General features: G+C 64.2%; 14 protein-coding genes. 11 read left to right on the top strand and 3 right to left on the bottom strand.

Features of this window, described 5'->3' with window-relative positions:
- From C2I19_RS22940 to C2I19_RS01740, 9 genes are all read left to right on the top strand, one after another.
- Entirely contained in the window at nt 1-1,020 is a 1,020-nt protein-coding gene (locus tag C2I19_RS22940) for a 6-pyruvoyl trahydropterin synthase family protein (protein ID WP_103901013.1), read from the top strand.
- Nucleotides 1,021-1,057: 37 nt separating this feature from the next.
- Nucleotides 1,058-1,693 (top strand): 7-carboxy-7-deazaguanine synthase, encoded by a 636-nt coding sequence (queE, locus tag C2I19_RS01775; protein WP_103901012.1) that lies wholly within the window; start codon nt 1,058-1,060, stop codon nt 1,691-1,693.
- A gap of 315 nt (nt 1,694-2,008) precedes the next feature.
- Nucleotides 2,009-2,260 carry a BufA1 family periplasmic bufferin-type metallophore gene (locus tag C2I19_RS01770; RefSeq protein WP_103901011.1) on the top strand — a complete coding sequence of 84 codons (252 nt, stop codon included), beginning with the start codon at nt 2,009-2,011 and terminating at the stop codon, nt 2,258-2,260.
- Between the two features lie 84 nt (nt 2,261-2,344).
- Nucleotides 2,345-2,605 carry a BufA1 family periplasmic bufferin-type metallophore gene (locus C2I19_RS01765; RefSeq protein ID WP_103901010.1) on the top strand — a complete coding sequence of 87 codons (261 nt, stop codon included), beginning with the start codon at nt 2,345-2,347 and terminating at the stop codon, nt 2,603-2,605.
- 52 nt (nt 2,606-2,657) lie between these two features.
- A complete protein-coding gene (gene bufB, locus C2I19_RS01760) occupies nt 2,658-3,488 on the top strand; it encodes an MNIO family bufferin maturase (RefSeq protein ID WP_103901009.1) in 831 nt (276 codons plus the stop codon).
- Nucleotides 3,475-4,236: an HvfC/BufC N-terminal domain-containing protein gene (locus C2I19_RS01755; protein WP_103901008.1), complete on the top strand. Its 762-nt coding sequence runs from the start codon at nt 3,475-3,477 to the stop codon at nt 4,234-4,236. The genes bufB and C2I19_RS01755 overlap by 14 nt, the downstream gene beginning before the upstream one ends.
- A gap of 4 nt (nt 4,237-4,240) precedes the next feature.
- Nucleotides 4,241-4,717 (top strand): DoxX family protein, encoded by a 477-nt coding sequence (locus tag C2I19_RS01750; RefSeq protein ID WP_103901007.1) that lies wholly within the window; start codon nt 4,241-4,243, stop codon nt 4,715-4,717.
- 73 nt (nt 4,718-4,790) lie between these two features.
- Nucleotides 4,791-5,639 (top strand): phosphoserine phosphatase SerB, encoded by an 849-nt coding sequence (serB, locus tag C2I19_RS01745; protein ID WP_233201064.1) that lies wholly within the window; start codon nt 4,791-4,793, stop codon nt 5,637-5,639.
- 8 nt (nt 5,640-5,647) lie between these two features.
- A complete protein-coding gene (locus C2I19_RS01740; protein WP_103901006.1) occupies nt 5,648-6,172 on the top strand; it encodes a hypothetical protein in 525 nt (174 codons plus the stop codon).
- A 6-nt stretch (nt 6,173-6,178) separates the two neighbouring features.
- Here the strand turns inward: C2I19_RS01740 and moaA are convergent, their stop codons facing one another.
- Nucleotides 6,179-7,153 (bottom strand): GTP 3',8-cyclase MoaA, encoded by a 975-nt coding sequence (gene moaA, locus C2I19_RS01735; RefSeq protein WP_103901005.1) that lies wholly within the window; start codon nt 7,151-7,153, stop codon nt 6,179-6,181.
- Between the two features lie 504 nt (nt 7,154-7,657).
- Here moaA and C2I19_RS01730 point away from each other — a divergent pair.
- The gene (locus C2I19_RS01730) at nt 7,658-9,574 is read left to right on the top strand and encodes a S53 family peptidase (RefSeq protein WP_158253609.1); all 1,917 of its coding nucleotides are present in this window, start codon (nt 7,658-7,660) and stop codon (nt 9,572-9,574) included.
- Nucleotides 9,575-9,632: 58 nt separating this feature from the next.
- Here the strand turns inward: C2I19_RS01730 and C2I19_RS01725 are convergent, their stop codons facing one another.
- Entirely contained in the window at nt 9,633-10,373 is a 741-nt protein-coding gene (locus C2I19_RS01725) for an acetoacetate decarboxylase (protein ID WP_103901003.1), read from the bottom strand.
- A gap of 249 nt (nt 10,374-10,622) precedes the next feature.
- On the opposite strand from C2I19_RS01725, the gene C2I19_RS01720 reads away from it, so the two are divergent.
- On the top strand, nt 10,623-10,955 hold the full coding sequence (locus C2I19_RS01720) for a hypothetical protein (protein WP_103901002.1): 333 nt from the start codon (nt 10,623-10,625) through the stop codon (nt 10,953-10,955).
- Here the strand turns inward: C2I19_RS01720 and C2I19_RS01715 are convergent.
- Nucleotides 10,952-12,197, bottom strand: a 1,246-nt coding sequence (locus C2I19_RS01715; protein WP_369406680.1) for an oxidoreductase, incomplete at its 5' end; no start/stop codon positions are given. The two genes, C2I19_RS01720 and C2I19_RS01715, sit on opposite strands and share 4 nt — an antisense overlap.

Here is a 12,197-nt window from a genome sequence, read left to right as displayed (position 1 = left end):
ATGCACGCCTGTTACCTCATAGCCGGCGCCGGCTTCGAAGCGGCGCGGCGGCTTCCGGCCGACCACGGCAAAGCCTCCCGCCCGCACGGCCACAGCTTCCGCGTCACCGCCCGCAGCGAAGCGCAATGCACGGATGCGGCCGCGCTGGAGGCCGCCCTGCATGCGGCCATCGCCCCGCTGGACTATTCCGACCTGAATGCCTTGCTGGCCGCCAGCGACGACCTGGCGTTGACCCGCCATATCGCCGACGCGCTGCCCCAGCCCGCCGCCTTGCTGCTGCAAAGCGCGCCGGACCGCGGCGTGACGCTGGACGGCGACCGCGCCTTCCGCTGGCTGAATACTTCGTTCGAGGCGGCGCACCACCTGCCCCACGTGCCAGTGGGCCACAAGTGCGGCCGCCTGCACGGCCACGGCTTCGGCGTGCGCTTGGTGGCCGACGCCGCCCTCTGCGGCATGCGCGAGCTGGAGCAAGCCTGGGCGCCGCAGTTCCAGCGCCTGAACCATCGCTATCTGAACGATATTCCCGGCCTGGACAACCCCACCAGCGAAGTGCTGGCGCAATGGCTGTTCCAGGAACTGCGCCATCAGCTGCCGGGGCTCGCCTGGGTGGAAGTGCGCGAAACGCACACCGCCGGCAGCCAGTTCGACGGCAAGCGTTTCCGCATCTGGAAGGAGCAGCGCTTCGAAAGCGCCATGCCTTTCGACGCCGCCGGCAACTACACCGGCCATAGCTATCTGGTCCGCCTGATGCTGGCCGGCGATCTGGACCGCGCCATGGGCTGGCTGCTGGACTTCGGCGACGTCAAAGACCGCTTCAAGCCCATCTACCGCCAGCTGGACCACAATCCGCTGGACAAGCTGGCCGGTCTGCGACGCCAGGACAACGCCGCGGTGGCCGAATGGATACACGCCCATTTGTCGCCACTGGTGCCGGAACTGGACCGCATAGACCTGATGGAAAGCGAGCGCGCCGGCGTCTCGATGCACTTCCACGAAGACATGCGCTGGCCGCTGCTGTAAACAGCGGCCATCCCACCCTTCATTGCGAGAACCTGTCGTGACTACCTACACCGTCAAGGAAATCTTTTACACGCTGCAAGGCGAAGGCCGCCAAGCCGGCCGCGCCGCCGTATTCTGCCGCTTCGCCGGCTGCAATCTGTGGTCCGGCCGCGAGGAAGACCGGGCCAAGGCCGTCTGCCAGTTTTGCGACACCGACTTCGTCGGCGTCGGACCGGACGGCGGCAAGTTCGACGGCGCGGCGGCCCTGGCCGCGCGCATCGCTGCCGAATGGCCCAAGGACGCCGGCGGCGCGCCCTATGTAGTCTGCACCGGCGGCGAACCGCTGCTGCAAGTGGACGCGGAGCTGATAAACGCGCTGCACGCCGCCGGCTTCGAGATCGCCGTCGAGACCAACGGCACCGTGGCCGCGCCCGCCGGCCTGGACTGGATCTGCGTCAGCCCCAAGGCCGGCGCCGAGCTGAAGCAGCTCAGCGGAAACGAGCTGAAGCTGGTTTACCCGCAACCCACCCAGCTGCCGGAAACCGTGGTCGGTCTCGATTTCGACACTTTCTACCTGCAGCCCATGGATGGCCCGGACCTCGCCGCCAACACCCGCGCCGCCATCGCTTACTGCATGGCGCATCCGCAATGGCGGCTATCGGTGCAAACCCATAAAGTCGTCAACATCCGCTGAGGCCGCGGACAATCGTCCGCCCTCCGCCACAGCCCCGCCCGTTCCCGCCGGCGGGGCTGTTTTTCATCCCCTCGCCAACCCGGCGGACTTGCCCCGGCCGCGCTATAACGACAAAAGCATGCAGGCCTGACGGGCGCGGCACCGTCCGGCGCCAAGACCCTGGCGCGTTATTTTTTGATTTTCCGCGTAAGAAGCGGCGAAACATCGCGACTCAATGGAAGCAAGCGATGCAATCAGCCGCAGGACTGTAAGCATTCGCCGCTAGCAGCGACCAACCGCCATCACCCGCAAGGGTGAACTACCCAGGAGAACACCATGAGCCACAACAAGACTTTGATCGCCACCGCCCTCGGCGCCGTCATCGCCATCGGCGCGCTGACCAGCATGCCGGCCGCCGCCGCCGACAAGGACCAATGCTTCGGCATCGCCAAAGCGGGCCAGAACGACTGCAAGAACGCCGCCCACGCCTGCGCCGGCCAGGCCAAGGTAGACAACGACCCCGCCGACTTCAAACTGGTTCCCGCCGGCACTTGCCAACAGATGGGCGGTCAAACCAAGCCGATGTAATCCTCAGGCTGGCATTTCCAGCCGCTTTGATTACCATTGCCAGTTTCGGCTGCGAAAGCCGCCACCCAAACCAGGAGATTCCACATGAAGCAGAACAAAGCCCTGATCGCCTCCGCCCTCGGCGCCGTCATCGCCATGGGCGCCCTCAGCGCCGCGCCGGCCACCGCCGCCAGCAAGGAAAAGTGCTACGGCATCGCCCAGGCCGGCAAGAATGACTGCGCCTCGGCCACCGGCGCCCATTCCTGCGCCGGCCAGGCCAAGGTCGACAAGGACCCGGGCGACTGGAAATACGTCGCCACCGGCTCCTGCCAGCAAATGGGCGGCAACCTTTCCCCCAAGAAGTAAGCCTTCCCGATACCGGCCCGCCGCCAGCGGGCCGCCACCCCGGATTCTCAGCATGCCATACCCCTGTCTGCCCACGGTCTGCGGCATAGGCCTGCGCGCCCCGCACTACCGGGAAGTCCTGGACACCGCGCCGCCGCTAGGCTGGGTGGAAGTCCACAGCGAAAACTTCTTCGATGGCGGCACCCCGCTCGCCATGCTGCGCCGCATAGCCGAACGCTGGCCGCTGTCGCTGCATGGCGTCGGCCTGGGACTCGGCTCCGCGACGCGGCCGGACGCATCCCATCTGGCCACGCTGAAACGGCTGGTCGATGAACTGCGGCCGGCGGCGGTGTCCGAGCACCTGTCGTTCAACCACTCTGCCAACCGTTACGCCAACGACCTGCTGCCCGTGCCGTACACGCGCGCCGCGCTGGACGCCATCGCCGGCCATGTCTCCCAGACGCAGGATGCGCTGGGGCGTCCCATTCTGCTGGAAAACCTGTCCAGCTATGTCGAGTTTCCCGGCAACGAGATGAACGAAGGCGAATTTCTGGCCGAACTGGTCCGCCTGACCGGCTGCGGCATCCTGCTCGATGTCAATAATCTGTACGTCAACCGCATCAATCTCGGCACCGATACCGACGCCGTGCTGGCCGCGCTGCCGGCCGGCGCGATAGGCGAAATCCATCTCGCCGGCTACAGCGAACGCGAAGGCCTGCTGGTGGACACCCACAGCCAGCCGGTGCATGACGGCGTCTGGCAGTTCTACCGCGAGGTGATAAACCGCATCGGCCCGCGTCCCACCCTGATCGAGTGGGATCTGGACATCCCGCCGCTCGCCGCTTTGCGCGGCGAAGCCGCCAAGGCGCAGGCCATTCTGGAGGGCCGCCATGAACTGGCATGACTGGCAGGATGCGCTGCTCGAGGCGATAGCCGATCCCGCCCAACAAGCGCCCGCCGCCGCCTGGGGCTTGAGCCCGGCCGGTCTGGCGGTCTACCGCAACAACTACCGCGTCGGCCTGATCGAGGCCCTGGCGCACAGCCATCCGGTATGCCGCGAGCTGGTGGGAGATGACTTCTTCACCGCCCTGGCCCGCGAATACGTCAAGACGCACGCCTCCCTCAGCGGCAATCTGCATCGCTACGGCGCGGACTTTTCCGACTTCATCGCCGGCTTCGAACCCTGCCGCGAGCTGCCTTATCTTGCCGACGTGGCGCGGCTGGAATGGGCCGTTCACCGCAGCTATTACGCGGAAGACGGAGAGCCTTTAGCCGCGGCCGAGCTCGCCGCCGCGCCGCAAGCCCGCTGGGGAGAGCTGGTCTTCGCCGCGCTGCCGCACGTCGCTTTGTGTCCGGCGAACGCTCCCGCCGTCAGCATCTGGCTCGCCCACCGCGAGCGCGGCCCGCTGGAAGGCATTCTGCAACGCGCCCCCGAGCCGGCGCTGGTCCATCGCATAGAGGGCGACGTGCAGGTTCGCGCGCTGAGCGCAGCCGACTATGCCTTCCATGCGGCGCTGTTCGGCGGACAAGCGCTGGCCGAAGCCGCCGAACAGGCCCTGGCTCAAGACGCCGAATTCGACTTGCAAACCGCTCTGCTCGGCCTGTTCCAGCCCCCCTTGCTCGCCTCTTTCCACCTTTCAACGGATGCCTAAGTTCATGAATCACGCGCTCAAACCGGCTTTTTGCGCCTACCGGCTGCTGATCCGCTGCTCCTGCTGGCTGCAGCCGCTGGTCCTGCTGATGCTGCGGCTGTGGATAGCCAATGTGTTTTTCAGTTCCGGCCTGACCAAGATAGCCGACTGGGACGTCACGCTGGCGCTATTCACCGACGAATACCACGTGCCGCTGCTGCCCCCCGCCGTCGCCGCCGTCATGGCGGCTTGCGGCGAGCTTGGCCTGTCCAGCCTGCTGGCGCTGGGCCTGGGCGGACGCTTCGCCGCGGCAGGCCTGTTCATCCTGAACGCGGTGGCCGTGATCAGCTACCCCGGGCTGACCGACGCCACCCGCCAGTTCCATTACTTCTGGGGCTCGCAAATCCTGGTGCTGCTGGCCTTCGGCCCCGGCCTGCTGTCGCTTGACGCGGCATGCAAGCGCTGGCTGAGCCGGCGCTGCCCAGCCGCCGGAGATTGCTGACGCGCCGCCGCGGCGGCAAGCGGCGCCAGACGTGGCATAATCAGGCAAACCACCTGGACGCCGATCGCACCACATGAGCACACCGCAAACCCTAGCCCTTGTCGCCGCGCAAGCAGACGCCTCTCTCATCGCCAAGCTGGCCAGCCTGGCGCAAGCCAAGCGAATAGACCATGGCCGCGCTGGCGTCGTCCGACTGGAAGACATAGACGCCGAATGCGGCCAAGCGCTGCTGGCGCTGTGCCGCGGCGAGGGGTGCGACGCGGCCGTGGTCGACGAGGCGCGCCGCTTCGCTGACTTCGGCCTGCTGGTTTCCGACATGGATTCAACGCTGATCAGCATAGAGTGCATAGACGAAATCGCCGACCTAAAGGGCCTCAAGCCGCAAGTCGCCGAAATCACCGAGCGCGCGATGCGCGGCGAACTGGACTTCGCCGCCGCGCTGCGGGAACGGGTGGCGCTGCTGCAAGGCCTGCCCGAAGCCGCGCTGCGGGAAGTGTACGAACACCGCTTGCGGCTGAACCCTGGCGCTCGAGAACTATTGGCGGCCTGCCGCGCAGCCGGCATCAAGACCTTGCTGGTATCCGGCGGCTTCACCTATTTCACGGACCGTCTCAAGGACGAGCTGGGCCTGGACTACGCCTACGCCAACCAGTTGGAAGCCGTGGATGGCATCCTGACTGGCCGCGTAAGCGGCGGCATCGTCGACGCGGAAACCAAAAAACGGCTGCTGATCGAAACCCGCGAGCGGCTGGATTTGCGCCCGGAGCAGGTGCTGGCGGTAGGCGACGGCGCCAACGACCTGCCCATGCTGCGCGAGGCCGGGGTAGGCATCGCCTACCACGCCAAACCGCGCGTCAGCGCCGAGGCCGACATCGCCATCGAGCATGGCGGCCTGGACGCCATTCCCCTCTTCTTCCGCTAAACGCCGCCATGTCCCCCGCCTTGATCGATGGATTGCCGGAGCTGGATACCGTCAGTTTCGACGCCCGCCTGCCCTTCCAGGCCAAACCGCTGCACGGCGACTATCCGCCGCAGCAACAGCGCGAAACGCGGCTGGCATTGCGCGTGCTGGCCGCGCCGACGGAAACGCCGGAGGACAGCAACCCGGCGCTGCTGCGACTGGAGGCCAAGCTGGACCTGGCGCTGGAGGTTTCCTTGCTGGAGCGCCACCCCAAGCGGCCGGCCATCGCGCCGTGCCGCCTGGGACTGAACACCGTGGCCTGGCTCGACAGCCAGAGCTGGCAGCCTGGCCAGAAGCTGCTGCTGCTGCTGCACCCCAACCCGGACTCCGCGCTCAGCCTCTGGCTGTTCGGCGTAGTCGCCAGCAAGCAGCCCGCAGGCGAAAGCGGCCATCTGCTGACCGCCGACATCCATGCGTCCTTCGACCAGGACACGCACCTATTGTGGGAAAAATGGGTGTTCCGCCGCCATAGGCGCGCGATACAGGAGCGATGACCGAGCTCAGCCGCCGGTCATGGACATGAAGCGCACCAGCTTCTGCGGCTGCTCGCGAAACTCGTGCCGCTCCGGCTTCAGCTCTATCGCCTGCCGCAAGGCCGCCTCCAGGCCGGCATCGTCTATGCCGCCGCGCAGCAAGGGGCGCAGTTCCAGCTTTTCCTCCTGCCCCAGGCACATGTACAGCGTGCCGTCCACCGACAGCCGCACCCGGTTGCAAGTGGCGCAGAAATGCTGCGAGATAGGCGTGATCACGCCAAGCGAGAACGCGCCGTCGCGGCTGCTCCAATAGCGCGCCGGACCGCCGCCCAGCGTTTTCGCCTGCTCGACCAGATCGAACTGCTCGCACAGGCGCTTCAACACCGGCTGCAGATCCAGATATTGCGTCGCGCGGCCGGTGTCGCCCATGGGCATGGCCTCGATCAGCCGCAGGATCAAGCCTTGCTCGATGCAGAACGCCGCCATGGCGTCTATGTCCTGCTCGTTGACGCCGCGCATCGCCACCATATTGATCTTGATCGGCGAAAAACCCGCTGCCTTGGCGGCCTTCAGCCCTTCCATCACCTTGGGCAAATTATCGCTGCCGGTGATTTGCTCGACGCAATCGCGCCGCAAGGAATCCAGACTCAAGTTCAGGCGGCTCACGCCGGCCGCTCGCAGCGCCTCGGCATGCCGCGCCAGCTGGGTGCCATTGGTGCTCAGCGACAAGTCCTCCAGCCCCGGCAAGGCGGCCAGCCTCGCCGCGAGTTCGGCCAAATTCCGCCGCAACAGCGGTTCGCCTCCCGTCAGCCGCACGCGGCGGGTTCCCAGGCGCGCGAAGGCTGCCACCACCCGTTCGATTTCGTCGAAGGTCAGCCAGTGCTCCGGCTCCTCGAAGTGCTTGAAGCCTTTGGGCAGGCAGTAGCTGCAGCGCAAGTCGCAGCGGTCGGTCACCGATAGCCGCAGATATTCGATGGCCCGGCCAAAACGGTCAATCAGCATGCATTTCCTCGCCCATGTTTCTCAGTGTGTCATTTAGTCGCCGCCCAAGCCGTCTTCTGACAACGACTGCGCGCGTCTGCCGCGCGGAATCAGACTAGCGCATTCTGAATTTTACTGCATGCCATGCCTCGCGCCAGGACTGACATGGATAGTCGGCCCGATCCAAAGCGCCGTCACCGCCTCTCCCCTGGACAGGCCGCCGCGGCGCTGCGCTCAGAAACAGGGCGGCCCGTTCGTTCAAACTAGTTGGAAGCGCTATCTATTTATCATTTAATTTCAATGCCTTGCCTACAAACTTTACGCATAAATGACATACGGACCGTTACAAAAACACTCAACTCCGTTGAATTTTCCCTACTTATACTGGGCTCGCCAATTTATTCATATTGGTTAAAAAAGAGCGTCCTGCCCCTCCCGCACCGGCCCAGCCGCAGCGCCTCATGCCGAAGCGGGCGCATCCACGCAGCCAACGCCTCCTCATCCCCACAAAGGAGAAATTCAAGCATGGCCAAAGCATTCGCAGTGAAACTGTTGGTCGCAGCCATGGCCGTGGCCGCCTCTTCCGGCGCCATGGCCGCCGGCGCTCAGGATCTTGGCAAGGTGGAACAGGCCGCGCCCTCGCAAAAACTGACCGTGACCGTGGCCCTGCACTTGCGCGACCGCGACGCCGCCACCCGCTATCTGCAGGAGGCGCATAGCCCGTCCAGCCCGAACTACCACAAATTCCTGAGTTCCGCCGAATTCCGCGCCCGCTTCGCGCCCAGCGACGCTACGGTGGCCCGCGTCAGCGCGCGGCTGCAAGCCGCCGGCCTCGGCGTCAAGCGCATAGGCAGCTCGCTGTTGCAGGTCAGCGGCCCAGCCGCCTCCGTGCAGAAGGCCTTCGGCGCCGAAGTGCACATCTTCCAGAACAAGGCTGCTGCGCCCGGCTCGGCAGCCCGCTATATCGCGCCGGTTCGCGCCAGCGCGCCCACGGTCGACATGAGCGACGTGCAAGCCGTGATCGGCTTCGACAGCCGTCCCCACTTCCGTCCGCACCTGCGCCAGTTGCCCAGCCATCTGCAACCCGCCGTCGGCAAAACCAGCGGCAGCGTCACCGGCGGCAATGCGCCCGGCCAGTGGACCGTCACCGATCTGGCTCGCTACTACGACATCACTCCGCTGTACAACAAGGGCATACACGGCCAGGGCTCGACCATAGGCATCGTCACGCTGGCCAGCTTCACGCCGTCCGACGCCTTCCAGTATTGGAACCAGATCGGCCTGAAAACCGACCTGAACCGCCTGTCCGTGATCGACATCGACGGCGGTCCGGGCGCGCCCAGCGACGACGGCGGCTCCGATGAAACCACGCTGGACGTGGAACAATCCGGCGGCATCGCGCCGGACGCCAAGATCATCGTCTATCAAGCGCCCAATACCACCCAAGGTTTTGTCGACGCCTTCGCCCAGGCCATTGAATCCAACACGGCCGACACGCTGTCAGTCAGCTGGGGCGAGTGGGAATGGTTCGATCAGCAATCGCAGGCGGCCAATCCGGTCAACGGCCAAACCACCAATGTGCTGCAGGCCTACCATGATTTGTTCCTGCAAGCCGCGCTGCAAGGCCAGACCATGTTCGCAGCCGCCGGCGATGCGGGCGCTTACGACGTGAACCGAGCCGCTCCCCTGCCGCAGTACAGCAAGGTGCTGTCCGTCGACAGCCCGGCCAACCAGCAATTCATCACCGCGGCAGGCGCCACCACCGTGCCCGCCACGCTGACTTTCCATCCCAACGGGCAGGCGATGCAGGTCAAGATTCCTCAGGAACGCGCCTGGGGTTGGGACTATCTGAATGGCCTGTGCCAGGCGCTGGGCAAGGACCCGGTGGCTTGCGGCACCTTCCCGGTTGGCGGCGGCGGCGGCGTCAGCGGCTTCATTAACCGTCCGTTCTACCAATACTGGGTGCCCGGCATGCAAAATACGCCGGCCGGCCAGCAATTGGTAGACAACAGCCAGACGCCTCCGCAGGTGATCGCCAGCGTGCCGGCCAATTTCAAGGGCCGCAACGTGCCGGACATCTCGATGAACGGCGACCCGGAAACCGGCTATGTGGTGTACTACACCTCCAGCAAGACCGGCTTCTCCGTCATGAGCAATAACGGCGGCACCAGTTTCGTCGCGCCGCAGCTGGCCGGCATCACAGCCTTGCTGAACCAGTCCATGGGCGGCCGCCTCGGCTTGCTCAACTTCTCGCTATACAGCCTGCTGGCCACCGGGCACGCTTACCATGGCCACGGCCATCACGGCGCGCCGCTGCGCGACATCACCGCCGGCGGCAACTGGGGCTATGACTCGCATCGCGGCTATGACCAGGCCACCGGCGTCGGCGCGCCCGATGTCGCCAATCTGGATGCCGCCCTGCATCGCTACTTCTGGTTCTAAAATACCTGAACGCAAAACGGCCCCGAGCGATCGGGGCCGTTTTTTCATGCTCGCACGCTTATTGCTGCAGGTAGTCGAAAGCCACCGTGCCCAGATCCAGCGTCAGATCGCAAATGAAGTGCTTGGCCGACAACACCTGCAATACCGGCAGTTCCGCCACCGGCGCCAGCGCGTGCGGGTGCAGCTCCAGCGCGCCCGGCGCTTTCCAGGCGCCTTTGATCGTCACATCAGTAGTGTGATAGCGCACCAGCTCGCAAATGCGCGGCGTCCCATCCACATGCGGAATGATCTTCAACAGGAAATTGGGCTCCGCCAAACTGGCCTGCAGATCCGCATGGTCGAGCGCTTCATACTTATAGCCCATGGTGCCTGTCGCAATGCGCAAGGGACCGAAATCCAGGCTGCCGATCAGCGTGTCGCGCTGCACCTCCAGCTTCGGATGGCCGGCTTTCTTTGGAAACCCCCACAACTCGCGACCGCCGGCGATGGGCGGCTGATCGTCCAGAAACATCGCATGCACATAACTGCCCTGCACGCCGCGGAAGCTGACCGGTATGACTTGTCCGCTCTCTGTGTAGTCGCCAAAGCCAGTGGAGTCCGGCATGCGGATGAACTCATACTTGACCACGGGTTCCGTCATTTCCAGCGGCTCAGGCAAGATAGCCTGAATCGCTTCCGGATCCGTACGATAGGTGATGACCATGTACTCGCGGTTGATAAAGCGGTAGGGCCCTGGCGGAAAAGCCGGACTGGTCAAGGGCATGGCAAAGGCACGACGGCGCACTTCTTGCTGCTTCATGAAATCCTCCTTCGGCAAGGCATGTAGAAATGACAGACTTCCGGCGCGAGCCTGCGGCCAACGCCTGTTGAAACTATGCCAAACCCACAACAAACTCAACTGACATATATAAAATCAGACAACCGCATTCCGCCACACTCGCCTGCCACGCGCTAAGGCAAAGTTGACGCCTCACGCTTAGCCGACCATCATTGCACTTGCATGACGCACGTCCTGCGCGCGCATCTTCCAAATACAGACAGGAAAGCCATGAACGCCGCCAAGAAAATCCGCCGCTTCATCGAAGAAGGCCACGATCCGCAACAGATGCACGTTCTGAAGGAGCTGGCCGCCGCGCTGGAAATGGGCCGCTCATTCGACCTGAGCCAGCTGTACGATATCGACATGCGCTACTTCGACGTCGCGATAGACTTGCTGAAAGACTGGCGCTTCGACCACCACATCAGCTCGCGCAGCAAACTGCTGGAAGCACTGCTGACCGAAATCGCTCCGGAACAGCAAGCAGCAATCAGCGCTGAAGAAGTCATCGCCACCGCCCAGCAAGCAGAGCCAGATGGCGGCAAAAAGAAAGGCAAGAATTAACAGGCCAGCGATGCCGGAACAGTCTGCCAGCTCTGTTGGTCAGCGCTGTGCCGGCCAAGTTCCAGCAAGACCATAGCTTGCCATGCCTCCACCGCGGGAACGGGATTGGCGGCGCCGCGCAAGATCGCGTCGCGCACGCCAGCGTAATAGCGCGTGTAATCGCCATCCGGCCCCGCATACGCGACAGGCTGGCGATCCGTCAGCAACAGCCTCCCTGGCTTTTCATCCCTCCCCCAGCAAGCGCCACCTGGCTTCACACCCTCTTTCAGCGCATCTTCTTGCGGGTCCAATCCGTATTTGCTGTAACTGCCCTCAGTACCATGCACGATGAAGCGCGGGCCAACATCAGCCACCAGCGTGCCGCCGTGCAGAATGACCCGCTTGTCCGGATAGCGCAGCACGGCATGAAACCAGTCATCGGCTTGCGCGCCATCGCGCAAGCCGACCTTATCCAGCAGAATGGCTTGCGGCAAGCCGAACAGCAACAACGTTTGGTCCAACAGATGCGGCCCCAGGTCATACCACAATCCAGCGCCGGGGGCCGAGGATTCCCGCCAGCGTTGTCTGACCTGCGGCCGGTAACGATCGAAGTGCGACTCGAAGTGAACCACGCGCCCCAGCCGGCCTTCGCCCAGCAATTGTTTAATTGCCAGAAAGTCGGCATCCCAACGCCGGTTATGAAATACCGACAACAAACGCTGCTCGCTGCGCGCCAAACCAATCAGCTCCTTGGCTTGCCATGCCTCCAAGGTAAAGGGCTTGTCCACCACCACATGCTTGCCTGCCCGCAAAGCCGCTTCCGCCAAAGGATAGTGGCTGTCATTCGGCGTGGCGATCACAACAAGCTGGATTTCTGGATCCGCCAATAGAGCCTCAGCGCTTGCATGCACGCGGACATCCGGCAGCATGGCATGCACGCGCTCCGGTTTGCTGGAAGCCACCGCGCGCAGCTCCACTCCATCCACCGACAATAATAAAGGCGCATGGAAAGTCGAACCGGCGTAACCGAAGCCGAGCAGTCCCGCCTTAAGCGTTTTGGCCATCATGTTCTCCTTATCAATGCGTTCATGATACGACCGAAGACATAAACGCCAAAGCCCCGCCGGGTGATCCTGGCGGGGCTCGTTGGAGGGCGGCTTGGCGCTGCGCGCGCGCCAATGCACAAAGCCCAGCTCGTTTGAGCTGGGCTTTGTCTGATGGGGCGTCTGGCGGTGTCCTACTTTCACATGGCGAATGCCACAC

Source organism: Chromobacterium alticapitis, assembly GCF_002924365.1.
Classification (GTDB): domain Bacteria; phylum Pseudomonadota; class Gammaproteobacteria; order Burkholderiales; family Chromobacteriaceae; genus Chromobacterium; species Chromobacterium alticapitis.
Note: the sequence above shows the minus strand (reverse complement) of the source record. Positions and strands in the feature narration are given on the sequence as shown.